This window comes from Qipengyuania psychrotolerans (genome assembly GCF_019711355.1).
In the GTDB taxonomy this organism is placed as follows: domain Bacteria; phylum Pseudomonadota; class Alphaproteobacteria; order Sphingomonadales; family Sphingomonadaceae; genus Qipengyuania; species Qipengyuania psychrotolerans.
On record NZ_CP081297.1, the window covers coordinates 2,128,187 to 2,153,218 of the forward strand.

Annotated in this window: 25 protein-coding genes and 1 tRNA gene; 11 read left to right on the forward strand and 15 right to left on the reverse strand. The window is 61.6% G+C overall.

Annotation, left to right across the window (positions count from 1 at the left end; translation table 11 throughout):
• Positions 1-31: 31 nt before the first annotated feature.
• The gene (locus tag K3166_RS10440) at positions 32-1,018 is read right to left on the reverse strand and encodes a radical SAM protein (protein ID WP_247714614.1); all 987 of its coding nucleotides are present in this window, start codon (positions 1,016-1,018) and stop codon (positions 32-34) included.
• Positions 1,015-2,430, reverse strand: a complete 1,416-nt coding sequence (locus tag K3166_RS10445) for a dihydrolipoyl dehydrogenase family protein (RefSeq protein WP_221422170.1) — start codon at positions 2,428-2,430, stop codon at positions 1,015-1,017. Before K3166_RS10445 ends, K3166_RS10440 begins: the two co-directional genes overlap by 4 nt.
• A gap of 103 nt (positions 2,431-2,533) precedes the next feature.
• Between K3166_RS10445 and K3166_RS10450 the strand changes: the two genes are divergently transcribed.
• A complete protein-coding gene (locus tag K3166_RS10450; protein WP_221422171.1) occupies positions 2,534-3,547 on the forward strand; it encodes an SDR family oxidoreductase in 1,014 nt (337 codons plus the stop codon).
• On the opposite strand, the gene K3166_RS10455 is transcribed toward K3166_RS10450, so the two are convergent.
• Together K3166_RS10455 and K3166_RS10460 are read right to left on the reverse strand one after the other, a co-directional pair.
• The gene (locus K3166_RS10455; RefSeq protein WP_221422172.1) at positions 3,544-4,266 is read right to left on the reverse strand and encodes a glycosyltransferase; all 723 of its coding nucleotides are present in this window, start codon (positions 4,264-4,266) and stop codon (positions 3,544-3,546) included. The genes K3166_RS10450 and K3166_RS10455 overlap by 4 nt on opposite strands.
• Positions 4,263-4,838: a TIGR04282 family arsenosugar biosynthesis glycosyltransferase gene (locus K3166_RS10460; protein WP_221422173.1), complete on the reverse strand. Its 576-nt coding sequence runs from the start codon at positions 4,836-4,838 to the stop codon at positions 4,263-4,265. The genes K3166_RS10455 and K3166_RS10460 overlap by 4 nt, the downstream gene beginning before the upstream one ends.
• An 84-nt stretch (positions 4,839-4,922) precedes the next feature.
• On the opposite strand from K3166_RS10460, the gene K3166_RS10465 reads away from it, so the two are divergent.
• Entirely contained in the window at positions 4,923-5,948 is a 1,026-nt protein-coding gene (locus K3166_RS10465) for a mannose-1-phosphate guanylyltransferase (protein WP_221422174.1), read from the forward strand.
• Positions 5,945-6,745 (forward strand): class I mannose-6-phosphate isomerase, encoded by an 801-nt coding sequence (locus K3166_RS10470; RefSeq protein ID WP_221422175.1) that lies wholly within the window; start codon positions 5,945-5,947, stop codon positions 6,743-6,745. The genes K3166_RS10465 and K3166_RS10470 overlap by 4 nt, the downstream gene beginning before the upstream one ends.
• 9 nt (positions 6,746-6,754) lie before the next feature.
• On the opposite strand, the gene K3166_RS10475 is transcribed toward K3166_RS10470, so the two are convergent.
• Positions 6,755-6,830: transfer RNA gene (locus tag K3166_RS10475), tRNA-Lys, on the reverse strand.
• A 113-nt stretch (positions 6,831-6,943) separates the two neighbouring features.
• Between K3166_RS10475 and K3166_RS10480 the strand changes: the two genes are divergently transcribed.
• Positions 6,944-7,525 carry an LbetaH domain-containing protein gene (locus tag K3166_RS10480; RefSeq protein ID WP_247714615.1) on the forward strand — a complete coding sequence of 194 codons (582 nt, stop codon included), beginning with the start codon at positions 6,944-6,946 and terminating at the stop codon, positions 7,523-7,525.
• Here the strand turns inward: K3166_RS10480 and folK are convergent.
• Positions 7,482-7,967, reverse strand: a complete 486-nt coding sequence (folK, locus tag K3166_RS10485; RefSeq protein ID WP_221422176.1) for a 2-amino-4-hydroxy-6-hydroxymethyldihydropteridine diphosphokinase — start codon at positions 7,965-7,967, stop codon at positions 7,482-7,484. The two genes, K3166_RS10480 and folK, sit on opposite strands and share 44 nt — an antisense overlap.
• A 46-nt stretch (positions 7,968-8,013) precedes the next feature.
• Between folK and K3166_RS10490 the strand changes: the two genes are divergently transcribed.
• Positions 8,014-9,429, forward strand: a complete 1,416-nt coding sequence (locus K3166_RS10490) for a M20/M25/M40 family metallo-hydrolase (RefSeq protein ID WP_221422177.1) — start codon at positions 8,014-8,016, stop codon at positions 9,427-9,429.
• Here K3166_RS10490 and K3166_RS10495 read toward each other — a convergent pair.
• The 4 genes from K3166_RS10495 to K3166_RS10510 form a co-directional block, all read right to left on the reverse strand.
• The gene (locus K3166_RS10495) at positions 9,426-9,848 is read right to left on the reverse strand and encodes a hypothetical protein (RefSeq protein WP_221422178.1); all 423 of its coding nucleotides are present in this window, start codon (positions 9,846-9,848) and stop codon (positions 9,426-9,428) included. The two genes, K3166_RS10490 and K3166_RS10495, sit on opposite strands and share 4 nt — an antisense overlap.
• 2 nt (positions 9,849-9,850) lie before the next feature.
• A complete protein-coding gene (aguB, locus tag K3166_RS10500) occupies positions 9,851-10,726 on the reverse strand; it encodes an N-carbamoylputrescine amidase (RefSeq protein ID WP_221422179.1) in 876 nt (291 codons plus the stop codon).
• 10 nt (positions 10,727-10,736) lie between these two features.
• Entirely contained in the window at positions 10,737-11,507 is a 771-nt protein-coding gene (locus tag K3166_RS10505) for an SIMPL domain-containing protein (protein WP_221422180.1), read from the reverse strand.
• Between the two features lie 81 nt (positions 11,508-11,588).
• On the reverse strand, positions 11,589-12,416 hold the full coding sequence (locus K3166_RS10510; RefSeq protein ID WP_221422181.1) for a class I SAM-dependent methyltransferase: 828 nt from the start codon (positions 12,414-12,416) through the stop codon (positions 11,589-11,591).
• A 123-nt stretch (positions 12,417-12,539) separates the two neighbouring features.
• On the opposite strand from K3166_RS10510, the gene msrA reads away from it, so the two are divergent.
• Both msrA and K3166_RS10520 read left to right on the forward strand, forming a co-directional pair.
• On the forward strand, positions 12,540-13,079 hold the full coding sequence (gene msrA, locus K3166_RS10515) for a peptide-methionine (S)-S-oxide reductase MsrA (RefSeq protein WP_221422182.1): 540 nt from the start codon (positions 12,540-12,542) through the stop codon (positions 13,077-13,079).
• A gap of 17 nt (positions 13,080-13,096) precedes the next feature.
• Positions 13,097-14,035 carry an NAD(P)/FAD-dependent oxidoreductase gene (locus K3166_RS10520; RefSeq protein ID WP_221422183.1) on the forward strand — a complete coding sequence of 313 codons (939 nt, stop codon included), beginning with the start codon at positions 13,097-13,099 and terminating at the stop codon, positions 14,033-14,035.
• Here the strand turns inward: K3166_RS10520 and K3166_RS10525 are convergent.
• Positions 14,032-15,270: an RsmB/NOP family class I SAM-dependent RNA methyltransferase gene (locus K3166_RS10525; RefSeq protein WP_221422184.1), complete on the reverse strand. Its 1,239-nt coding sequence runs from the start codon at positions 15,268-15,270 to the stop codon at positions 14,032-14,034. The two genes, K3166_RS10520 and K3166_RS10525, sit on opposite strands and share 4 nt — an antisense overlap.
• 56 nt (positions 15,271-15,326) lie before the next feature.
• Here K3166_RS10525 and K3166_RS10530 point away from each other — a divergent pair, with 56 nt between their 5' ends.
• Positions 15,327-15,485, forward strand: coding sequence for a DUF1674 domain-containing protein (locus tag K3166_RS10530; protein WP_221422185.1), 159 nt, complete (start codon positions 15,327-15,329; stop codon positions 15,483-15,485).
• Here K3166_RS10530 and K3166_RS10535 read toward each other — a convergent pair.
• Genes K3166_RS10535 through K3166_RS10550 form a run of 4 tightly spaced genes read right to left on the reverse strand, consistent with a single transcriptional unit; the run spans position 15,482 to position 21,230 of the window.
• Complete coding sequence (locus tag K3166_RS10535; RefSeq protein ID WP_221422186.1) at positions 15,482-16,882, reverse strand: cytochrome P450; 1,401 nt, start codon at positions 16,880-16,882, stop codon at positions 15,482-15,484. The two genes, K3166_RS10530 and K3166_RS10535, sit on opposite strands and share 4 nt — an antisense overlap.
• Before the next feature lie 49 nt (positions 16,883-16,931).
• Positions 16,932-17,954, reverse strand: a complete 1,023-nt coding sequence (hemH, locus tag K3166_RS10540) for a ferrochelatase (protein ID WP_221422187.1) — start codon at positions 17,952-17,954, stop codon at positions 16,932-16,934.
• A gap of 10 nt (positions 17,955-17,964) precedes the next feature.
• Positions 17,965-20,289 carry a molybdopterin cofactor-binding domain-containing protein gene (locus K3166_RS10545; RefSeq protein ID WP_221422188.1) on the reverse strand — a complete coding sequence of 775 codons (2,325 nt, stop codon included), beginning with the start codon at positions 20,287-20,289 and terminating at the stop codon, positions 17,965-17,967.
• Positions 20,268-21,230, reverse strand: a complete 963-nt coding sequence (locus K3166_RS10550; protein ID WP_221422189.1) for an Mrp/NBP35 family ATP-binding protein — start codon at positions 21,228-21,230, stop codon at positions 20,268-20,270. The genes K3166_RS10545 and K3166_RS10550 overlap by 22 nt, the downstream gene beginning before the upstream one ends.
• A 117-nt stretch (positions 21,231-21,347) precedes the next feature.
• Here K3166_RS10550 and hflK point away from each other — a divergent pair, with 117 nt between their 5' ends.
• The 3 genes from hflK (at position 21,348) to K3166_RS10565 (ending at position 24,991) form a co-directional block, all read left to right on the forward strand.
• A complete protein-coding gene (gene hflK / locus K3166_RS10555) occupies positions 21,348-22,457 on the forward strand; it encodes a protease modulator HflK (RefSeq protein WP_247714616.1) in 1,110 nt (369 codons plus the stop codon).
• Between the two features lie 13 nt (positions 22,458-22,470).
• The gene (hflC, locus tag K3166_RS10560; RefSeq protein ID WP_221424073.1) at positions 22,471-23,304 is read left to right on the forward strand and encodes a protease modulator HflC; all 834 of its coding nucleotides are present in this window, start codon (positions 22,471-22,473) and stop codon (positions 23,302-23,304) included.
• Positions 23,305-23,434: 130 nt separating this feature from the next.
• Entirely contained in the window at positions 23,435-24,991 is a 1,557-nt protein-coding gene (locus K3166_RS10565) for a DegQ family serine endoprotease (RefSeq protein WP_221422191.1), read from the forward strand.
• Positions 24,992-25,032 lie beyond the last annotated feature (41 nt).

Here is a 25,032-nt window from a genome sequence, read left to right on the forward strand (position 1 = left end):
GGGTGTCCGATTGCTTCCCGAAAAATTCGCGTCAGGCCGAACAACTCGCGCCGCCGAGAACACAAAAGCGGGCGCAATGCGGGTGGTTCAGAGCGACATCCCCCGCAGCCTCGGCCAGGGTTGCACCCATATCGAATCCCGGATCGTGCGGGATCAAGGTGCAGGCGACAACGCGCGGCGCCGCTTCGCCTTTGCGGTGGACCACCATGCGGCTTGATGCACACATGATATCCTTCGGAGACTTGCCGAGGATGCTCCAGCACGCCGTGGTGATTTCAGCGATGTCCTTGTCCGCATCCATTTCCGGGAAAAGCACCAGACGCGCAGGATCAAACGCATCGATCCCGATACCCTCATCTTTAAAGAGCCTGGCATAGCATTCCCGCGCATCATTCTCGCCTTCACCGGGAAGCAGTCGTCCGGCAACGGCTACCGAGAAGTCATACCGTGACAGCCATTGCAAACCTTCCATGGCAGGCTCCCAGCTACGCGGCCCTCGCTCGGCCTCGTGGACCGCCTTCGAGTGATGATCGAGGCTCACACGCATGGTGAGGCGCGCGCCGTGTTCTTCGCGGAGCGCCAGCAATGCCGCTTCGCGCCGGCGCATGGGACGCATGGCGTTGGTGAGGACCAGAACCTCGAAGCCTCTGGCGAGGCTATCTTCGAGCATGGGGATCATGGCAGGGTTCATGAACGGTTCGCCCCCGGTAAATCCGATCTCGCGGACCCTGGCTTGCTCGGCTTCGGCAAGGAAACGCCTTGCGTCCTTGGCGCCGAGATAGATCAGCGCATCATTGGTGGGGCTGCTTTCGATATAGCAGGTCGCGCACGCGAGATTGCAGAGCGTGCCGGTATTGAGCCACAGCGTGTCGAGGCCAACAAGCGGCACGGAGGCGCGCGGTTCGCCTTTGGCCGTTAATGCGGGGTCAGAGAACTTCTCACGCGGCAATGCCTTCGCTTCCACGGCGAATGGCGAAGGGCCGGCGGGCGCATTGCGGGAAGCTGTGCGCGAATTCACGAGAAACGGCGCCTCATGGACGCGACAAACCCGGCCCATTTCTTCGGGTACTTGCCGAATACCGTCGGCTCCCACGCAGCGAAGGCCGTTGCCTTGGTGATTTCGCTGCGGGTGGGATAGGCGATAATGGCCGAGCCCAGTGCAAAGGTGCTGCTCTTGCCGGTCATGGTCTGCGTGAAAGGCAACAACAGCTCGCCGGCATTCTTGCCCACGAGGCTGGCGCCGACGACTTTCTTGCCCTTGAACATGACTTTCACCTGGCCCTTGTCATTGCCTTCGGTGAGCGCGCGCTCGTTGTCGTGAAAGCTTTCCGTGACTACGCGCAGCTTGTCGCCGAACTTCTCTCGCGCTTCCTTTTCGGTCAGGCCGATCTGTGCGACTTCCGGTTCGGTGTAGGTGCACCACGGCAGGGCCGAGTAATCCACCTTGGCAGGGACGCCCAGCGTGATTTCCAGTGCGGCATTCGAACCTTCATACCCTGACACATGCGTCAGACGCGGGCCATCGCGGCAATCACCGATGGCGTAGATACCCTTGACCGAAGTGCGGCGGCGGTCATCGGTTTCAATACCGCCCCGCCCCATCTTCACGCCGATATCTTCAAGCCCGAAACCTTCGCAGTTTGCCTTGCGGCCGGTCGCGATGAGCAGGTGCGAACCGGTAATCGTTTCATCGCCCACTTGCAGAGTGATGGTGCCTTCCTTGCCGGAAACCGCTTTGGCGAGGCCTTTCATGAAACGCACGCCTTCGCTCTCCATGGTCTCGCGCACGACTGCCACACTGTCAGGGTCGTCGCGGCCCATGAGTTCGCCCGGTTCGACCACAGTGACTTCGCTGCCGAGGCGGCGGAAGCTCTGCGCCATCTCCATGCCGATCACGCCCCCGCCCACGATCAGCAGGTGACCTGGCAGCGCTTCGATGTCGAAGATGTTCTCGTTGGTAAGATAGGGAACGCCGTCAACGCCTTCGATGGGCGGGATCGCAGGCTTGGATCCGGTGGCGATCACAATGCGGGGTGCAGTCAGCACCCGGCCGCCTACTTCAACCGATTGCGGACCTGTGACCTTGGCCCAGTCGCGAATGACCTCGCAGCCCATTTCTTCGAAACGCTCTTCGCTGTCATGCGGCTCGATCGCCGCGATCGCGCCGCGAATATGCTGCTGCACACCGCTCCACTCGACCTGCGGTTCTTGCAAAGTGACCCCGTAACGGACCTGCTCGCGCGCTTCGGCAGCCCGCTTGGCGGCCGTGATGAGCGCCTTTGATGGCACGCACCCGTCATTGAGACATTCGCCGCCCATCTTGCGCGCTTCGATAAGCGCGACATCCAGGCCGAACAGTGCGCAGCCCCCTGCAGCGGTAAGGCCAGCGGCACCTCCGCCGATTACGATAACGTCATGAGTGAATTTCATTGCTTGTCCCGTAACCGAATTTGCGAGAGATGCGAACATTCTCGCATTGCCCCGCCATTCGTCGGACAGGTCTCATCGGTTACATAACAAGGAAGTTCGGCGCGTGAAGGTTTTGATCACGGGTGCGGCAGGTTTGCTGGGCGGAGAGGTCAGCGCCCGAATGCTGGCGCAAGGTCACGAGGTAACCGGTCTCGTCCATCGCAATCACGAAATCCGCGCGAACGATGGATCCCCCGTCGTCATACCGACTATCGCCGGGGACGTTTCCCTGCCGCAGTTCGGATGGAGCGACGGCGACTTCGCAAAAGTCGCCGCGCAGCACGACTTGCTCATCCACTGCGCAGCGACGGTTCGTTTCGACCTCGAGGAAGCGGATTACCGCGCCGTCAATGTCGGCGGCACTCAGCACGCGCTGGATCTGGCGGAAGCAGGCGGGATGGATTTCCTCCATGTCTCGACCGCCTATGTCTGCGGCACACGCGACGGCCCTATCCGCGAGGCAGACCCGCTGCCGGTACAAGGTTTTGCCAACGGTTACGAAGCAAGCAAAGCTTCGGGCGAGCGCCGGGTCAGAGCCAGCGCTGGCCGCTGGGCCATCGCGAGGCCCTCGATCGTCGTCGGCGCATCGTCGGACGGGACCATCCGGCAATTCGATACCACTTACGCCGCGTTCAAACTGATTGCGGAAGGACGGGTCCGCCACATGCCGGCGAAACGCGGGGCAACGCTGGACTTCGTGCCAATCGACCACGTTGCAGCGGGGATCGTCGCCATCGCAGAAAGAATGGCGGATGCAGCAGGGGGAACCTTCCATCTTGTTTCCGCCCAGCCGCTACCGGTTGAAAGCTTCACCGGTGCCATCGGTGCCTATCCGCAGTTTCACGAGCCTGAGCTGGTGGAGCCGGACAAGTTCGAGCCTGCGCATCTTCCAGCGCTTGAGAGGCGGTTATTCAAACGCGTGGCAGGCCTCTACGCGAGCTACTTTCAGCGCGACCCGCATTTTTCCGATGAAGGTTTCCGGACATTGACCGGCATGGCCTGTCCGGTCACCGGCCAGGCCTATATCAGGCGCCTCATCGATCACTGCATCAAGGTGGGCTTCCTGCCCGGGGCCTAGCGCACGTCGGGATAGTGCCTGGCCATGCGAGAGCGCAGACCCAAGGCCCAGTATATGCCGACCTTGAAATAGATCCAGTTCGCCTTGAGCGCGCCCCATTCGGTAATACGCCGGTCAGAGGTGTAAACCCGCCGCGGCACCATCTTTACTTTGCCCAGCCGCGCGAATTTCACGCACAGGTCGGCCTCTTCCATCACTGCATCGCCCGGAGTGCAGCCTCCGATGGATAGAAACTCCTCGCGCCTGAAGAACATCGCGTGATCGCCGAACAACAAGCGCACCCCGCGGAAGAACAGGTGCGGACGGGTTATCAGCGGCGCGTACCAGGTCTTGGCCCAATTGTGGATCGTGGTCCCCCAGCGGGTCTTCTCGGGGCCGCGAATGACGGGCGTAAAACTGGCTAGAGCGATAGACTGGTCGGCAAGCGTTTCCTCGATCACCGCGACCATATCCACGGGTGGCAGCGTGTCGGCATGGACAACGCAGACGAGTTTGCCTGCCGCGGCCTTAACCCCCGCATTGATCTGCTTAGCCCGGCCTCGCTCGCTTTCCAGGATACGCCAGCCGGCAGTGCGCGCGATTGCGACCGTGTCGTCGGTGCTGCCGCCATCAACCAGCATTATCTCGGCAGGTGCCGGATCGAGCGCGCCAAAGCGTTCGACCAAAGCCGGCAGTGCTTTGGCTTCATCGAGCACAGGAACGAGCAGTGTAACGCTCATTCGAATTCCGGCCACGCAGCAAGGTCTTCCGCGGTGTCGATATCCGCTAGCTCTGGCAATATCGCCGGCCCGATCTGCCGCGCAGCAAGGCGGGCGAGCGTTTCAGGAAAAACCTTGGCCGTACTCCATTCCATATCATCGAACAGGAATGGCATCTCCTCGCGAAAGCCGATCAGATAATACCCGCCGTCATTGGCAGGACCAAGGACGACCCTGCGGTCCTCCAACGCGCCTGCAGCAGCCTGCAACACCGGCACGGACATCGCGGGGCAATCGGTACCAATTATCAGGCATGGCGGTTCGACAGCGGCCATTCGCGCGCCCAGATCGCCCTCGCATTGCTCCACCACGCGGATATCGTGACCGAAGAGATCGTGAAAAGCGGCCACCTCGCCGCCTGTCACCCTAAGTTCGAAATCGAGCCCGCTTTGCTGGGCGACGTCCACCGTGTGCGCCAACATCCGTGCATAGAGGCGCGCCGCACCCTCTTCGCCCAGCGCGGGTATAAGGCGCGTCTTAACCTTGCCGGGTATAGGAAGCCGGGCGAAAACAGACAGGCGCACAGAAGACATGACGAGCGCAGTAAAGGTTCGTAACACTCAGGCGCAAGCAATCCTTGATGCTATGGTGCTGGCTGCAAACTGAAACGAGGGACTATGAGCGCGATCTATCCGGTCATTCTTTGCGGCGGCAGCGGAACACGTCTTTGGCCGCGCAGCCGCCGCGCTCATCCCAAACCGTTCCTCCCATTGCTCGGTGATCGCACATTGTTCCAGCAGGCGCTGGACCGCGTCGCCGATCCGGCCATGTTCGCAGAACCACTGATTGTCGCGGGACAGGAGCATACCGGCCTAATCGCAGCGCAAGCTGGCGAACACCGCCTGATCGTAGAACCTGCTGCCAGGAACACTGCGCCCGCCATTGCCTTGGCTGCACACCTTCTGCCGCGCGATGCGATCATGCTGGTCTGCCCCAGCGATCATCACATCGCGGACGAAGCAGCATTCAAGGCAGGGGCCCGCGATGCCGCGGCACTCGCCAGCCAAGGTCACCTGGTATCCTTCGGGATATCGCCAGATCGCCCCGCGACGGGGTACGGTTATATAGAGCGCGGCGAAAAGCTGGCGCATGGGCACCGCGTTGTCCGCTTCGTCGAAAAGCCCGATCTCGCCCGCGCGCAGCAGTTTCTTGCCGATGGCGGCTTCGTCTGGAACGGCGGTATCTTCGCGTTCCCGGTCGGCGCCCTCCTCGACGAGCTGGCAGCGCACCGTCCCGATATGGCGAAAGCGGTTGCCCAAGCGGCAAGCGAAGGCGTGTGGGACGGCAACCAGTTCCTTCCGGACGCAGAGAGCTTTGCGGCCCTGTCGGCCGAGAGCGTCGACTATGCCGTCATGGAGAATACCTCTCATGCCGCCGTCATTTCAGCCGAAATGGGTTGGTCCGATATCGGTGATTGGTCATCCTTAATGGTAGCCCGCGGGGCCGATCAGAATGGTAATGTGGTGCGCGGCGTTGCCGATCTCAGCGATTGCTCCGGCGTCATGGTCGATACCGACGGTCCGCGAGTTTCCGTTGTCGGTATCGATGATGTGATCGTGGTCGTCGACGGTGACGAAATATTGGTGGTCGGCCGCAATCACACGCAGGCCGTGGGCAAACTGGATGGGGCATCGGGCAATTGAATTCACGGCTTTCCACGAGGACAATCAATAAGGTTTGGGGCCGTCAGCCGCTGCCCGCGCCATTCGGCGTTGAAGGTCAGTCCGAACCGATTGGCGAAATCTGGTTCGAACCTGATGAATGCCTTTCTGACGTGCTGGTGAAATACCTGTTCACCAGCGACAAGCTGTCCGTCCAGGTGCACCCTCCTGCCAGCGCCAGCCCGACAGGGCGCGGGAAAGAAGAATGCTGGCTTGTTCTCGAGGCGGATCCCGGCGCAAAACTGGCGCTCGGTTTTCGCGAGCCGGTTTCGCGCGAGGAAATGCACAGCGCTGCGCTGGATGGATCAATCGAAAACCTGCTCGACTGGTATGAAGCTGTGCCAGGCGACTTCTTCTACATTCCCGCAGGCACGGTCCATGCGATTGGTGGCGGATTGACCCTGATCGAGGTGCAGGAAAATACTGACATCACGTATCGCCTCTTCGATTATGGCCGCCCGCGCGACCTGCATCTCGGTCAGGCGTTGGCAGTCGCGATAGGCGATTCGCACCCGCCGAAATTCAAGTGCCGGATCGAACCGGGCGAAGAAGCCATGCTGGTGGATGGCCCGCGCTTTGTGCTCGCCCAGATCAAGGGCGATCCCTCGGCGGCGATCATTGAAAGGTTCGGTGCAGCGGTCCAGATCATGCCACTTTCCGGCAGCGCAGCAGTTGCGGGCCGGGAAATCCAGCCAGGCGCGTCAGCATGCGCTGAAAGCATCGCGGACATATCCTTCAGCGCCGATGCGCGCTGCCTGATCGTCTCGTCGATTATGTAAGGAAAAGCGTGGTGAGCCCTGCTGGGTTCGAACCAGCGACCTACTGATTAAAAGTCAGTTGCTCTACCGACTGAGCTAAGGGCCCGACCACGAGGGCCACCTAGGCACGTGATCGCGGGTGGTCAAGCGTGGTTTGGTTTGCCAATGGACATAGCAGCAATTTAGGTGGGTTTTGGGACGCAAATCGGGGAGCGCTATGTGAAACCGCTCGATGCAAGAAGCGCTGAAAGCCAGAGCGGGGGGCCAAGCTTCTCGCTTGGATCGCGCATGGCCAGAGCGCTCTGGACCCTGAGTTGGATCTTGCTGGCACGCTGGACGCCGCCTCCCATGCATGGTTGGCGCGTGGCGATCCTCAGGGCATTCGGCGCGCGCGCAGGTAAAGGCTGCCGGGTTCATGCGAGCGCCCGGATATGGTGGCCAGGCAATCTTGAGCTTGGCGATAACGTACTGATCGGACCGGGTGCGAGGCTGTATAATCAGGGGGATATTTCAATCGGGAGTGATTGCGTCATTTCCCAGCGCGCCCACCTGTGCGCCAGCACGCACGATGTTCAAGACCCCCATTTCCAGCTCGTCCTGCGCCCTGTTCGCATTGCAAAATCCTGCTGGATCGCCGCCGAAGCGTTTGTCGGGCCCGGAGTGACGATGGAAGAGGGATCAGTGCTGGCAGCACGAGGCGCGCTGTTCGAAGATGCCGAACCTTTCACCATCTACCGCGGCAATCCCGCAGCCAAGGTCAGGAAACGCGAGCTGCGAGCTGCCGAAGCGTCAGCGACGTAAGCGGATCGCGCCACTGCGGCGCTACTTCTGCGCCGGGTCCAAGGACGAAATCACGCACGCGAAATAGCGGATGGGGAATAACCAGCCCGGGTGACAACCAGACGCCGCCGCTCCACAGGATAATGTCGAGGTCGAGCGGCCGCGCCCGCCACCGCGCGCCCCTCCGGCGGCGGCCGAAGCTGGTTTCGATAGCCTGTAGCTTGGCCAGCAGATCGGCAGGTTCATCCGCGCAACTTATCAGGGCGGTCGAATTGGCATAACTGCGCTGCGAGGGTCCGACCGGACTGCTGGGCCTGATGCGCGAAACCTCGTCGATCACGAGGCCAGCGGCCGCCATGGCTTTGACAGCTGCTGCGAGAACTTTTGCAGGCCCGCCAATCCCGGGAACCCGCATGTTCGATCCCAATCCGATTAGATAGCAGTGTTGGCTTGCTTGCCCCATGCCACGCGACTAGCCTCGCGCGCAGCGAACGCAAAGGGAGATTGTGATGGGGAAATTCGTAGCAGCAGCCGCAGTGGCATTGATGGTGGCGAGCGCGCCATTGGCAGTGCAGGCGCAGGAACGCACCGAGCATGAGCAGCGCAGCTACGAAATCTACCGCGACATCATCGCCTTCCGCACGGCCAAGGGTCATGGCCAGGTCGATGACATGTTGGCCTATCTGGCAGGCCGGTTGAGCGCCGCCGGGTTCGCCGATGAAGACATCATGGTTACCGATTACGACAGCGAAGGCGACCCGACCCAGGGGCTGATCGTCCGTTACCGCGGCGATGGATCTTCTCAAGACAAACCCATTGCCCTCCTGGCCCATATGGATGTCGTGGATGCGTTGCCGGAAGACTGGGTCCGTGACCCTTTCACCCTGACCGAAGATGAAGGATATTTGTTCGGCCGCGGCACGCAGGACAACAAATACGGGGTCATGAACCTTACCAGCACCTTCATCCGCCTGAAGGCAGAGGGCTGGACGCCGAGCAGGGACCTGTACCTGGTGTTCTCGGGCGATGAAGAAACCGGCATGATATCGACCCGTGCACAGGCGAAGTGGGTCGCCGAAAATGTCGATCCTGCCTACGTCCTCAATTCGGATGCAGGCGGAATTGGCCTGGCCGACGATTTCTCACCCCTCGCGCAGCAGGTCCAAATGGCGGAGAAAACCTTCGTCACATTCGATATTACCGCGACCAATCAGGGCGGTCATTCATCCCGTCCGAGAAGCGACAATGCGATCTATGATCTGGCATCGGCGCTGACGAAAATTTCGCAGCACCAGTTCCCTGTCCGCGAAAGCGCGCTGACCCGCACGTATTTTGGTGCGCTTGGTCAGAGCGTGCCGGGCAAGCTTGGCGATGCCATGCGCCGTTTCGCTGAAGATCCCAGCGATGCTGGCGCCATCGATATCATCCGCGCCGACCCTGCCTATGTGGGCACATTGGGGACCACTTGCGTCGCCACCATGGTTCGCGCCGGGCACGCAGAGAACGCCTTGCCGCAATCGGCCAGCGCGGCGGTGAATTGCCGCGTTTTCCCTGGCGAGGGCGTGGACAGCGTGAAGAGCACTTTGGAAGAGGTTATCGGCAATCCGGACATCAAGGTCGTCCAGCGCGCCGAGGCCACCGAAAGCGAAATGAGCGCATTTCCCGATGAAGTCCGCAGCGCCCTGTCGAAGGCATTGGCCAAACGCTATGGAACAGCGATTCCCATGATCCCGACCATGTCATCAGGCGGCACGGACGGGATGCATTACCGGGCGCTTGGCTATGACACGGTGGCCATTGGCGCCGGCGCCAGCAGGCCGCAGGATATCTATGCACATGGTCTCAACGAACGTATGCGTGTCGATCAGTTCTACGCCGGGCTCGACCATTGGTCGGTCATCCTGAAGGAACTGGCTGGCAACTAGAAGATGGCGTTGGGCGCTTCGCTTGCCGCGAATTCTCCAAGCGAGACGCGGCGGCGGCGCCTGATCATGCCTTTGTACGTAATCTCGAACGGAATGGCGACGTCCTTGCTGTAATTGGGCGCGCGCACATGAACCATGAAGCTCTGGTCCTCTGTCCGGTTGATCACGATTGCGGCGGCCTTGATCTTGCCGACATCGGCGCGCGACTTCAGCAATTCGGCGAGCCGGTCCAGCACACCGGCGTTGGTGTTGATCGGTGCGAGTTCGAGCACTGCGAGATTATGGATTATCCCGTTCGCGCGCAATTCGAATACCAGCGGGAAGAAATGCCCATCCTTTTCGATCCGCGCGATCGCCGCCTCGAGTGAAGCGGTGAAGAGCTGGTCCAGTTGCCCCTGATCGATCGCCCCCCGGTCCATCGTCAGATATCTTCGCAGATGCGCCCGTAAAGCTGGGGTCTTCGATCACGAAAGAAGCCCATCCCTGCCCGGTGCGTGGCTGCTCGGTCGAGATCGAGAGTGCTGATCAGGACGCCGGATTCCTCGTGACCGTACTCCTGCGCCAAATCGCCCCACTCGTCCGAGATGAAGCTGTGCCCATAAAAGCTCTGCTGGCGGTCGGCCGGACCTTCGTGCCCGATGCGGTTGGCTGCAGCGACCGGCATGCAGTTGGACACTGCGTGGCCGATCATTGCGCGCCGCCACATACGGCTGGTGTCGAGATCGGCATCGTAGGGTTCTGACCCGATTGCAGTCGGGTAGAGGAGTACCTCAGCGCCTTTCAGGGCCATCACGCGGGCGCATTCAGGATACCATTGGTCCCAGCAAACGCCCACGCCGATCCGCGCGGATCCACCGGTGCACGGCACATCCCAAACCTTGAAACCGTCATTGCCGGGCCGGAAATAGTACTTTTCCTCATATCCCGGGCCGTCGGGAATATGGCTCTTGCGGTAGGTCCCCATGACCGCCCCATCCGGCCCGATCATGGCCAGCGTATTGTAATAGTGGTGCCCATCACGCTCGAAGAAGCTGGTGGGAATGGCAACCGAATGCTTCGCCGCCAGATCCTGCATCGCGAGTACCGACGGATGCTCGGCTGCCGGGCGCGCGCGGGCGAACAGCGCTTCGTCTTCCTCGCGGCAGAAATATTCGCCGGCGAAAAGCTCCGGCGGCAGAATGACCTGCGCACCCTTATTGGCTGCCTCTTCCACCAAGGCGGACACGGCAGCAATATTCTCGGCTTCGTCCTCACGGGCGAGAGCCAGCTGCAATACGGCTAAGGTCAATTCTCTCATGTCGAGGGGGTTATTTCGGACGCAGGGCGAAGTCTACCTGGATATGTACGTTGGACCGGGTTGTGCCAATCATCATGCTGGCTCCGCTTTGCGGGCGCGGAGCAATTGCGAGGGGCGGAGGAGGCGGTGCAGCCGGTGCGGTTCGCTGGACCATGGCCTCGTTCATGGCCTGGGCGCCTTGAAAATAAGTCTGGCCCTGCTGGCCTCCTGCATCGCGGATATAAAGGACGCGGGAGACTTCCATTCCGGCTGCATCGGCGTAGGCTTCCGCCCGTGACATGGCCGCTTCGTAAGCATCGGCATAGGCGAGATTGGCAGTCTTCTCGGGGTCGGTCATCGACAGATTGGGTCCGCTCAGGATGTTGGCCCCTGCCTCCGTCACGAGGCTCACCGCATCCCCGGCACGCTCCGGAGATCTCATCGTGACCTCGATGATGTTGCTGGCCTGGTACTGCCCCTTGCGATCACCCCAATCGATCCGGCTCACACTGACCGCACGGGTCTGGATGTCCTTTTCCTCGATACCGAATTCCTGGAGCGCTGCGACAATCTCAGCGATTTTCTCGCCATTGGCTTCGCTCGCGGCTTTAGCACTGCGCGAGAATGTCTCGATGCCAGCCTGGAATTGCGCCTGGTCGGGCCGCGATTCTGCCTGGCCGGTTGCGCTGACCGACAAGAGCGTTTCTTCATGGTCGACACCGCGCACCTCGTCGGCACGGTCGCTGCAAGCCGTCAGCGCAAGCGCAGCAGTGGCGAGCGGCAGGTAACGTACTTTGAACATGGAATAATCCCCTCGATGTAATACTATAACATCGAGGGGATTGCCCCTATCGGGATTAACCGTAGCTGACAGTCAGGCCGTTTAGCTCCGTTTGCGGAACAGCAAGGTCATGCGGTCGCTTTCGCCGATCGCTTCATATTTTGCGCGGTCCTGGTCACCGTAACGAAGTGCCGGTGGCAGCGTCCAGACGCCGCCTTCCCAGTTTGCGGGATCCTTGGGATTGGCGTTGATTTCGGAGCTCGCGGCAAGTTCGAACCCGTGGAGTTCGAACAGTTTGATCACGTCTTCCTGGCGCATGTAACCGCGTGCCGGGTTCACTGCAGAATATGCGGCATCGGCCGGTGCGCGGTGCTGGACGACGCCGACCATGCCGTCAGCCTTGAGGATGTCGTATGCGCCCTTCAGCACTGTGTCAGCTTCGTTGCCGTTCCACAGACCGTGGATCGAACGGATGATCATTACGCGGTCGGCAGTGCCTTTCACTTCGTCCGGCACCTCGTCGATTTCATAGGCCTTCACATCGGCTGCATCGATCTTCATCGCTTTGGCCATGCCTTCCTTGAAGCTTTCGACCCAGCCCTTGCTGCGCGCCTCGGCGGCACGATCGGGATAGCTGCGCGCATCGCTGTCGCCATTCAAGGCGATGTAGGTGCCGCTGCCCATCAGATAGGGCGCAAGGACACGCGTGTACCACCCGCCGCCCGGGCCCCACTCGACCACGGTCATGTCCGGCTCGACCTGGAAAAACTCCAGCGTCTCGGCAGGATGGCGATATTGGTCGCGGGCGCGGTCCGCATCGCGCGATCCATCGGCAAGAACTGCCTCCAGGTCACCTGATGTGGCGTGGTGGTCAGCGGCAAGCGGGGTTGCGACAAGCGCAGTTGCGGCTGCTGCTAGTAGTATACGCATGGACAAACTCTCCTGGGGTATTGTGAAGCGGATTATTTTCTGTCGCCCTTCTGGCGGCAAGCCGGGTGGATGACAAGCGCCTGCCGGCTTCCTATCTGCGTGGCCAACAAGGAGAAAGCATACATGGCGCAGCAACAGGCAATTGTCGCAGGCGGATGCTTCTGGTGCACAGAAGCGGTTATGAAGGACGTAATCGGCGTCAGCGAAGTCGAAAGCGGATATATCGGCGGCGACAAACCCGATCCGACTTACAAGGAAGTCTGCACCGGCACGACCGGCCATGCAGAAGGTGTGCGCGTCACGTTCGACGACGAGAAACTATCGCTTGCCGACCTGTACGATGTGTTCCTCGGCACGCATGATCCGACCCAGTTGAACCGTCAGGGCGGCGATGTTGGCACGCAATATCGCAGCGCAATCTTTGCACTCGATGACGCGCAGCGTACCGAGGCCGAAGCAGCCATCGCGCGCTGGAACGATGATCATGCCGGTCAAAACGCCGTGACCACAATCGAAACAGGGGAATGGTTTCCTGCAGAAGATTACCATCAGGAATACTGGGACGGCGAAGGGCAGAGAAACCCCTATTGCCAGGCAGTGATCCCGCCGAAGCTAATGAAGCTGCGCAAGAGCTTCCAGAAATATCTGAAGCCTGAAGCCTGATTGAAGGCACCGGGCGCATGCGGATTGCGATCATCGGGGCCGGTATGGCCGGCCTCAGCTGCGGACAGCGTCTTGCCGAGGGCGGGCACGAGGTTGAACTCTTCGACAAGGGCCGCGCGGCAGGCGGCCGCATGTCGACCCGCCGGATGGAAGCGCAGGGCGAGACCCTGCGCTTCGATCACGGTGCCCAGTACTTCACCGCCCGCGACCCCGGGTTCACAGAGCAGGTACGGCACTGGGCAGACCTCGGCATCGTAGGCAGGTGGCCTTCGGCTGGACCAGAGGCTTGGGTCGGAACGCCGGCGATGAATGCCCCTTTGCGCCACATGGCAGAGGCGCTTGATCCCGCGTTCAGCGTGCGGATCGAAAGCATCTCGAAACAAAGCGGCGGCTGGCAGCTTCATGGTGATGGCGCTCCGACAAAAAACTATGATGCGGTCGTGATTGCCCTGCCCGCGGAACAGGCTGCACCAATGCTGGCACCGCATGACCAGAGCATGGCCCGGATCGCGGATACGACGGAGGCAGATCCGTGCTGGACCGTGATGGCTGCATTTGCGCAGCCACTTGATTTCACGCCCAACACTTTGCGCGACCAAGGTCCTATAGGCTGGGCGGCGCGCAACAATTCAAAGCCCGGCAGAGAAAGCCAAGAATGCTGGGTTATCCAGGCAGAGCCCGAATGGTCCCGCAATCACCTCGAAGATGATGCCGCGACGATTGAAAGCGCGCTGCTCGGGCATCTGGAACAGGCTATTGAAACCTCATTGCCCCCGCGCGTGGCATCGAGCGCTCATCGCTGGCGCTATGCGCGCTCCGGCTCTGCGGGCAAGGATTACATGTGGGACAAGGCCAACGCGATTGGCGTCTGCGGCGATTGGCTGATTGCTCCGCGAGTGGAATCGGCCTGGGTATCGGGCCGAATGCTCGCGGAAGCTGTGCTTGAGGTAAACTAGGCCCCTGCCTGCCAGCGCGCGAAGAAGAACCCGTCCATCCCGCCGTGTTCGTTCAGCATGCTCGGATCGGTCTTCAGCCACCCCTCAGCCGTAGGCTCGACCCCGTCCGGCAATTCCGCAGCGGTGATAGGCTGCGGGGACAGCGTAACCTTCTGCGCCCTCGCCTCACCCTCTTCAGCTTCGAGCGAGCAGACAGCATAGACCAGCACGCCGCCGGGTTTCAGCCAGGTCTGCGCCCGCTCCAGCAAGGCATCCTGCAGCTTTGTCATTTCCTCGATCTGCGCCTGACCGATCCGGTGCAGCACATCCGGATGCCGCCTTGCGGTGCCCGTTGCCGTGCAGGGCGCATCGAGCAGTATCGCATCGAACTGATGCTTTGGCTCCCAGATCAAGGCATCGGCTCGCACGGTGCCGGCCTTGAGGTTCGTCCGCTTCAAATTCTGTTTCAGCAGGTCGAGCCGCCGCTTGGAGATATCCAGCGCCGTGACTTTCCAGCCCTGCGCCGCCAGTTGCAGCGTCTTGCCGCCCGGCGCGGCGCACAAGTCGAGGACTTGGCGCCCCTCTCCCTCGCCCAGCAGCCTCGCCGGAAGCGAAGCAGCGATATCCTGCACCCACCACGCGCCGTCATCGAACCCTGCCAGCTTTTCGACATTCTCTCCGCGCGGCAGGCGCAGATGACCCGGCATGAGGCTATCGGCGGCGAGCTTGGCTTTCCATTGCTCGGTCTCTGCCGGATTGCGCAGGGTCAGGTCGAGCGGCGGTGGTTCGGACAGGCCGCGGGCGATAGCGTCGGCCTTGTCGCCCCAGCGCGCTGCAACATTTGATGGCAGCGTCGGAGCTTCGGGCAGCGAAATTTCCTGCTTGTTGAGCGTCGAGAATACGCCGTGCGCCAACCGGCGAGGGCCGCCAGCCAGCAGCGGCAATCCAGTTGCCAGCACAGCATGAGGCGGCGTTTCGAGCCGCAGCCACTGTGCCAGCATCATCCGCAGCACCATGCGGGGCTTGGAATCGGGCGAAAGGTTGTTTTTCGTCGCGCTGTCGATCGCGTTGTCGAGATCGACCAGCCAGCGCAGGCCTTCGCTTGCGATCGCCCGCGCAAGCGCTTTGTCTTCGAATTTGCGCACCTCCCTGGTAGCTACCGCGAACGCGACGTCCAGGGTTTCGCCCTTGCGAAGAATCGCATCGAGGAGCTTGAGCGCGGCCTTGCGCGCATGAATGCCGGGAGGTTGTGCCATGGGCGAAGCGCCTACTCGCTCTTGAAACCTCGCGCCAGCCTGCGCATTTCATCTTTATGACCAAACGCGCAACCAAGCGGCCCGAGAAATTCGAGAAGCCCGACCACTGGAACAGTGAACCGCCGCCAAAGCCGAAAAAGGGGCAGGTCGACGAAGACCTCAGCCCCACTCGCTATGGCGACTGGGTCAAGGATGGCATCGCTATCGATTTCTAGATGGCGGTCAGCTTGATCTTCAGCCCGTCCTTGGGCTTGGGGATCGGCCATGCCTGCCAATCGGGATCGCCGTCAGCCAATTCGATCCGGTAACGCGGAAGCATCTGCGCCAGCAGGATTTTCACCTGCATATACGCGAAGTGCAGCCCTAGGCACATGTGCGCACCGCCGCCAAACGGCACCCACGCATATTTGTGACGGGCCTTTACCGCTTCGGGCGTGAAATGCATCGGATTGAACGTGTGCGGCGTTTCCCAATGCTGTTCCTCGTGATGGACGTAGTGAGCGTTGATGCCCACGTGCGTACCTGCCGGGATGCGGTACCCGCCGTATTCGAAAGAACGCAGGGCACGCCGCGGGGTCGAGGGCACTGGCGGCACCATCCGCAATGCTTCCTTGAAGGCCATCTCGGTCAGTTCGAGCTTGCCGAGATCTTCGTAAGCCAGATCGCGGGGGCGGCCTGAGGCGTCGATCCCGCCGGTCACGCTCTCGATTTCCTGCCGCAGTTTTTCCTGCCATTCGGGGTTCTTCGCAAGCAGCCAGATCAGCGATGTCGCGCTCGATGTGATGGTGTCATGCGCAGCCATCATCAGGAAGTTCATGTGGTCGACAACTTCGTCGACCGGCATGAGCGATCCGTCTTCATATTCTGCTGTCGCGAACTGGCTGAACATGTCCTGCCCGCCGCCTTCTGCGCGGCGCTTGTGCGTTTCCTTGGTAAAATAGTCGACCAGGAATTCCCGGCCCTTCACGCCCTTGCGCATGAGCGTGAACGGTAATGGCTTGCGCACCGGCGCGACCGATGCCTGAACCATGTATACGAAAGCTTCGTTGATCCGGTCGGCTTCGGGGCCCCAAGGAATGCCGATGAAGCTGTCAGCCGCGAGATCGAGCGTCAGCTCCTTGATCGCAGGGTAAAACTGCATGTCGCCCGCGCCCCACTCGTCCATCCGCGTGGCAATGCCCCGATTGAGGCTGTCCGAATAGTGCCGCATCGGTCCGGGCTTGAATGCAATCGAAAGGGCGCGGCGGTCGACGCGGTGATGATCGAAATCCATCAGCATCAACCCGCGCGGGAAAAGTTGGTCCAGAATGGGCCCCCAACCCTGCTCGCTGCTGAACAGTTTTTGCCGGTCGAACAGCACCAGCTCATTCGCATCGGCGCCGATCAGCGCGACGTTCCAGCCGCCAAAAGCCTTGTTCTTGTAGACCCGGCCAAACTTCTCGACCGCCCTGCGCGTGAAGCCGTGCGGATCGGCAAGCATCTTGAATGTATTGCCCACGACCGGCAGGCCGCCTTCGCCCGGAATATGCGCCAGATCCTGCAAGGACGGATTGCCCTCGGCCCAATGTTTGGGCTCGATTTCAGCGGGTTGATGCGCGGCGATGCTGGCCATGAATTCAGTTGCTCCTGACTACTTACCTCGTTGTAAGTAATCCTGAGACTTAAATCCAGCCCGACAATTCCCGGCGCAATATCTGCTCCAGCATGTCCAGACCAGCGTCTGACGTGTTGAGGCAGGAAAGGGCCGCAAACTGCTCGCCGCCCGCCTCGGTAAACTGTTCCTTGCCCTGGATCGCGAGCTCCTCAAGCGTTTCCAGACAGTCGGCAGAAAATCCTGGCGCAGCAATAGCCAAGCGCTTTGTCCCTGCCCTTGCTTCTTCTTCCAGCACCGTATCGGTTGCCGGCTCCAGCCATTTCGCCGGGCCGAAGCGCGACTGGAAGGCCGTGCGAAAGCGCAGGCCGCTATCCGCCATCCTTTCCTGCAAAAGGCGCGAAGTCTTCTGGCAATGGCAATGATAGGGATCGCCCAGCTCCAGCGTACGCTTCGGCATCCCATGAAAGCTCAGAATGAGCACCTCGGGTTCAAAATCGAGCGCACCAAGCTGGCTGGTCAGATCTTTGGCCAAGGCATCGATGTAAGCGGGATCGTCATGATACGGCGGCAGGGTCCGCAAGCTCGTCTGCCAACGCATTTCCCGCAGCTTATCCGCAGCCTTGTCCACAACCGTTGCCGTCGTCGCGCCGCTGTATTGTGGATAGAGCGGTGCCAGCAGAATGCGGTCACAGCCGGCATCCATCAGCTTCTGCATCTGGTCCGGGATCGACGGATTGCCGTACCGCATCGCCCAGTCGACGTTCACATCGTCGCCCAGCCGCGCCTGCATGGCCTCGGCCTGCTTGCGCGTAATTACGGCAAGCGGCGATCCTTCATCGGTCCAGACCTGGGCATAGGCGTGCGCACTTTTCTTGGGGCGCGTGTTGAGGATGATGCCCCGCAGGATCGGCTGCCATGCAATCGGCGGAATTTCGACGACACGCCGATCGGACAGGAATTCTGCCAGATAGCGTTTGACCGGCCCTTTTTCCGGAGCTTCGGGCGTTCCGAGATTCACGACAAGCACCCCGATCTTGCCCGATTTTACGGGAGGGTGATCACCGGGGAGCTGTTGTTCCTGCCAAGTCAATTTATAAGCCTCACAGACCTTCGGAAAGGAGCGGCAACCTGCGCATTCGTAGGCCGGTCGCTGCAAAAAGTGCGTTGGCGATCGCTGGTGCCGCCACGGCTACACCAAGCTCTCCCGCGTCGAAGGGTTCCGCCTCGCTGGGAATGAAGTCCACCACGATCTCCGGACAATCGGCCAGTCGCGGCAAGCCCAGATCACCGATATTGCGCGGCACCGGGTGGCCATTCTCGAAGCGGACGGCAGAGCCAAGGGCAAGCGACAGGCCGAAGATCAGCCCACCTTCGATCTGCTGGCGCGCAATATCGAGATTGACGATGCGGCCGATGTCGACGGCGGCAGTCAGCTTGGTCACACGCGCGCCGCCGCTGCCCAATCCGGCTTGCGCAACGCAGGCAATGTGCCCGGCGTTTTCCGGCGTGTCGCCCATGCGCACCATTGCGATCCCCTGCCCGCTTCCTGGCCGACCGCCATCCCAATCGCCCAGCCGCGACGCGCGGCGCAGGCATTCCGCCATGCGCGGAGCCCCGCCAAGCAGGGCCATGCGATATAGAAACGGGTCGCGCTTGGCCTCGAAAGCCAGCTCGTCCATGAAGCATTCAGTGAAGAAGCCCGTGATGGCCTCCGCCCCTCCGCGCATCCTGGTGACCGGCAGGCGGATGCTCGCAGGAACATGATCTAAGGCCACATCGGCGATCCCGTAGGGTGGGACGCCGCCTGCAACCGCCAGGGGGTCAGCCTTGCCTCGGCTTTCGGCACGTGCCGCTTCCGGCGTAAGGTTATCGAACAGGCGATGCCCCATTTCGCGCATCGCTGGTGGAGTAGTGACCCGCGCACGCCATGCCACCGGCTGTCCGTCACCGCCGATACGCGCAGCCATCTCCGCAGTCGCGGGCGCGCGCGGGGGCGTCGCCTGCAAATCCTGCACGCGCGACCATGTCAGCTGGACCGGCCTACCGATCTCTGCCGCGATCTGCGCAATTTCGATCGCGTGCTGTTTTTCGAGGCGCGCATCGAAGCTGCCGCCTGCAGCAACGGGATAGAAGACCACATCATCAACGCTGATCCCGATCGCCTTGGCTGCCGCCGCCTGCGCTGCGGACGGGGCCTGTGACGCCATCCACAGTTCCAGCCTGCCGTCCGCATAGCGTGCAGTCGCGCTCGCCGTTTCCAGCGGGACGTGGACTGCCGGGGCAATGTCGTATCGCCGGACAAATGATGGCTGGGCGAGTGCGGTATCGGGGTCACCGAATTCGGCAATCCGCTCAAAATTGTCCTCGCGCTGCTCCGAAGCACGCTCCAGCTCCGTATCGAGTACCGCCTGTTCGAGCGCGCCCGGACCGGTGAAGTGCGCGCGCATCCGGGAAAGCGCCTGATCGGCAATCCACCAGCTCTGAGCCACGGCGGCCAGCCAGCGCTTCGACTTGATGACGCCGACAATGCCGCGCATTCCAGCGACTGCGCTCTCATCGAACCGAAACAGTTCGGGCAGTCCGACCGGCCCATGGCGGATCGAGGCGAAGACCATGCCCGGCAGGCGAATATCTCCGGCGAACAAATGACTGCCATCGACCTTGGATGGCAGGTCTATGCGCGGGAAGCTGGTTTGCGCGTCCGCTTCGCCGAACACCGGTTCTTCGAATGCGGCTTGCGGTCTCAGCGGAGCGAGATCGGGCGGATCGAGTTCGCGCGCCTCATCGACCAACTCGCCGAACCTCAGCGCCTCGTGGGCGGAATGCCGCACGAACCCCTCGCTGACCTCGCACTCTTCGGCAGAAACCTCCCACCTCTCGGCGGCTGCCCGCACCATCATGTCGCGCGCGCTGGCCGCGGCAATCCGCAAGGGCCCCTCATAAGCGGCCAGGCCGGTTCCGCCTGCTGTCGCGTTGAAGCTGTGCGAGGCAGCAAAGCGTTCGACCAGCCAATCGTCCGGCTCATCCGCAAGCGACGGGAAATTTGCCCACATCGGCGCCCAGTGCGCGGCCAGGGGAAGGTTGGGGAAATGCCCCGATGGCGGTACCGGCTCGGCACCGACCTGCCGCCAGTCGGCCCCCAGTTCGACAGCTGCGACCTGCGCCAGCAAGGTCGTGATGCCCTGCCCCATCTCCAGCTGCGGGATGGCAACCGTCACCACCCCGTCACGGCCGATGGTCAACCATCCGCCGAACTCCGCCTCGCCTTCTTCGGCCAGCATCGGACTGCGATAATTGCGCGGCCATAGCGTCCATGCCACCAGCAAGCCGCCTGTTGCCGCCGCGCCCACCAGCAATTGGCGGCGCGACACTGCGGGCAGGTTTACCCGCTCGCCAAGGTTTTTCAGCTCTTCGCGGAGATCCATTCGGCGAGCTTTCCGGCGATAGCATTGAAGGGTTGAGCCAGATCACCGTCACCGGCAGCTGGCGGATCGCCTGCGTCACTGCCCTGCCGGATCGCTAGGTCGAGCGGGATGCGTCCCAGGAACGGGAGCTCGAGCCGCTCGGAAGCGGCTTCGACACCGCCCGAACCGAAGGGATCGGACACTTCACCGCAATGGGGGCACGCATACCCGGCCATGTTCTCGACAAGGCCGATAATCGGAACTCCGGCCGCTTCGAACAGCTGTCCGGCGCGAGCGGCATCGATCAGCGCTAGGTCCTGCGGGGTGGAGATCAGCACTGCGCCAGCAGGCTTGTATTTCTGGAGCATGGTCAGCTGCACATCGCCTGTTCCCGGCGGAAGGTCGATCAGGATGACCTCGCGGTTACCCCAGTGCGCGTCGATCATCTGCGACAGGGCGTTGCCGACCATCGGGCCGCGCCAGGCGATTGCCCGGCCCGGCTGCACCAGGTGTCCCATCGACAACATGGGAATGCCGAACCGGCTTTCGACCGGCACTAGCTTGTTGTCGCGCGCTTCGGGCTTGGCATCCTGCGTGCCGAAGATGACCTGCTGGGACGGACCATAGATATCCGCATCGACCAGCCCGACCTTCATACCTTGGCGGGAAAGCGCGATTGCCAGATTTGCGGTCAGGGTCGATTTGCCGACCCCGCCCTTGCCCGATCCGATTGCAATCAGCAGCGGACCGCTTTTTTCAGCCGTCATCACCACGCGCACTTCATCGACATCATCGCGGGCAGTCAGCCGCCCGGTGATATCGCGCTCGAGAGCTTCTCGCTCTGCTTCTTCAAGCCCGCTTGCGTCGAGAACCAGGGTTGCACGCCCGTTCTTGAGCGTTGCACCGCTCACTCGATCGGCAAATTCGGGGGGAAGATCGTCGGTTAAATCGCTAATCGCCATGCTGCGCGCTGCTGTAGCATCGAATTACAGGCCGCAACCCCTGTTTTTCCGCCGAAGGCTACCTATAAGACATTCATGAGAATTTTTGACGGGTTTGGAAAGAGGATCGGCCTCGCAATGGCTGACGGTAAAAATCCCTGGGGCTCCAAAGGAGATTCCTCAGGTGACGGCGGTGACAGGGATGCGCCCAAGGGCGGCAAATCCGGTGGCCCCAAAAATCCCTGGCTTCCGCCCAGCGGCGGCGGGGACGGCGGTCGCCGCGGCCCGAACATAGAAGACATCTTCAAAAGCCGCGGCCCGGAAGGCCCGCGCCGTACTGGCGGCCCTGGCGGCCCCAACTTCAGCTTCCCTCAGCGCCCGGGCGGCAAGAGTTGGTTCCCGGTCGCGATTGTCGCGATCCTCGTGATCGGACTGCTTGCCACCAGCGTCCACCTCATCGGCCCGCAGCAGCAGGCAGTGGTCAAAACGCTCGGCAATTATTCGCGCACGATGGATTCGGGACTGCAGTTTTCTGCGCCCTTCCCCATTGAGACTGTGGATGTCGAAGACGTGCAGGGTGTCCGCACCGTACAGATCCCCGAATCCGGACAACAGGTGAAGTTGATCCTGACAGGCGACCAGAACCTGGTCGACCTCAGCTATATCGTGCGCTGGAACATCAGCGACCTTGAAAGTTTCAAGTTCCGCCTCGTCGACCCGATTGAAACGGTGAACGAAGTAGCCGAGGCCGCAATGCGCGCTGCGGTTGCCGAAAAGGCCTTGGATGAAACATTCTCGGGTCAGGGGCGTGCCGCCATCGAACTCGATGTGCGTGAGCGTATGCAGCGCACCCTCGATTCCTACGGTGCCGGCATCCGCGTCCTGGGTGTCGAAATCGAGAAAGCCGATCCGCCCGCAGAAGTGGTCGACGCTTTCCGCGATGTCCAAGTGGCCGAGCAGAACGCCGACGCAGCCCGCAACCAGGCACGCGGTTACGCACAACAGGTGCTGGCCCGCGCCGAAGGTGAAGCTGAGGCCTTCGACAAGGTCTACGAACAGTACCGCCTTGCTCCGGAAGTTACGCGCCAGCGCCTCTACTACGAGACGATGGAGCGGGTCCTGTCAGAAACCGACAAGACGATCGTCGAAACCGAAGGCGTGACGACATACTTGCCGCTGCCGGAAATCCGGCGCCGCGCTCAGCAGAACGCGCCTACCACCACCGTGACCGCGCAGGAGGGCCAGTAACATGGCCATGAACATGCAACGCATCTGGGAAGACCACAAAGCGACAGTCGTCGTGCTCGCCATCGCCATCGTAGGCCTCATGATGAGCGTCTATATCGTGCCGGAAGAAGAGCAGGTCGTTATTATCCGCACGGGTAATCCGGTCGGTGTCGTCAACACTCCGAACGGCACCACCGAAGCTGGCCCCTACCTCCGCGTCCCATTTCTCGACCGGGTCGTGCGCGTCGAAAAGCGCCTGCTCGATCTCGAAATGAATGACGAGGAAGTTCTCTCGAATGACCAGCAGCGCCTGCTCGTCAACGCCTATGCGCGCTTCCGCATTACGGATCCTGTCCGGATGGTGGAACGTGCCGGGTCGACGGACGGTGTACGAAATGCGCTCGAGCCGATCCTCAATTCGGTCCTGCGCCAGGAATTGGGCCGTAGAACTTTCCAGTCGATGCTGACGGCAGAGCGCGGCAACGCCCTGGCCAACGTGCGTGCGAACCTTGACCGCCAGGCGCGCCAATACGGCGCGGAAGTGGTCGATGTGCAGATCAAGCGCACCGATCTTCCCGACGCACCGCTTCAATCGGCGTTCCGCCGGATGGAATCGGATCGTGAGCGTGAGGCTCGCACGATCCGTGCCCAGGGCGGCCGTGATGCGCGGATCATTCGCGCAGAAGCGGATGCAGAAAGCGCCCGTATCTATGCCGAAGCGTTCGGCAAGGATGCGCAGTTCTATGACTTCTACCGCGCCATGCAGAGCTATGATGCGACCTTCTCGCCTGAGAACAGCAACGCAGAAAGCAGCATCATCCTTTCGCCGAACAATGAGTATCTGCGGCAGTTCCGCGGACGCCGTTGACGGTTCGTCGAACGGATCGATTAGCGTTCAAGGGGCATTCAGCGCCCTTTTGCACTCTGCGCAGCGGAACTCCTTGCCGGGGCCCGCATAGAGGAAGTGCGAGCTGCGCGCAGACAGTATCGAAGAGGAAATGAAGGACGTGAAGCCAGTGCGATATGCATATTCCGTAACCGCCGCCCTGCTAGCCGGTGGCGCTGCCCTTTCCATCGCCGGATATCCCGCCGGCGCTCAAGTCGCCCAGAATGACGATGCGCAAATGGCCAATGTGGTCCCGCGCGCAGGCGCACCGGCCAGCTTCGCCGACCTCACCGAACAATTGCAGCCTGCCGTGGTTAACATCTCGACCCGCCAGCGCATCGAAGTTGCCAACCGCAACGGCGGCAATCCGTTCGAAGGCACGCCGTTCGAAGAACTGTTCAATCGCCGCAATGGCGATCAGCAGCAGCAAGAACCGCAATTCCGCGAAGGCCAGTCGCTCGGCTCGGGCTTCTTCATTTCGGCAGACGGCTATGTAGTGACCAACAACCATGTCGTCGCGCCATCTGGCCGCGGTACGGTTGAAGAAATTACTGTTACCCTGCCCGACGGCACCGAATACGAAGCTGAGCTGGTCGGCACCGACGCGCAATCGGATCTCGCCGTACTCAAGGTCAGCCGCTCCGAGCCCTTCCCCTTTGTTCGCTTTGGCGATTCACGTCAGGCCCGCGTGGGCGATTGGGTCGTCGCGATCGGCAACCCGTTCGGGCTTGGCGGAACCGTGACGAGCGGCATTGTCTCGAGCGTCCTGCGTAATACAGGCGCAGGCGCATATGACCGCTACATCCAAACCGACGCTGCGATAAATCGCGGCAATTCGGGTGGGCCGCTTTTCGATATGCAGGGCAACGTGATCGGCATCAACAATGCGATCTATTCGCCTTCCGGCGGCAGCGTCGGCATTGGTTTCGCCATTCCCGCAGAGATCGCCGAACCAATCGTCGCGCAGCTGCGTGACGGCGTTGAGATCGAGCGCGGTTATCTGGGTGTTCAGATCCAGCCGGTGACGGAAGATGTCGCCGCATCGCTCGGCCTGGAACGCAATCGCGGCGAATTCGTGCAGTCGGTCCAGCCGGGCCAGCCTGCCGAGCGCGCCGGTCTTCAGCCAGGCGATATCGTCCTGTCGGTCAACAACCGCGCAGTGACGCCGGAAACGACGCTGTCCTATCTCGTGGCGAACATCGCTCCGGGCACCACCATTCCGCTCATGGTCTACCGCGATGGCGAACGACGGAATATCAACATCACCGTTGGCAAGCGGCCCAGCGAAGAGGAACTTCGCCAGAGCCAGATGTTCGATCCCGATGCCGAGCAAGAAGAGGACATGGAGCCGAGCGACAATGAGGTTATCGAGGAACGCCTCGGCCTGCAGGTCCTCGAACTGACGCCGCAGATCGCGCGCCAACTGGGTGCCGATAGCGATACGGACGGTCTTGTCGTGGCCTCGGTAAACCGCAACTCGGATGCTGCTCGCAAGGGCCTCCAGCGCGGCGACATCATTCTCACCGCGAATTATCGTCCGCTAAGCGGCGTCAGCGATCTGGAAGCGGCAGTGCGCAGTGCCGAAGCCGATAATCGCGAGGCAGTCCTGCTACGCGTGCAGCGCCGCGGTCGCCCGGCCCAATACGTGGCTGTTCGCCTGACCCGCTAAGCCCTCAGCAAAGCAAAGAAAAAGGCCCTTCCGGTTCATCG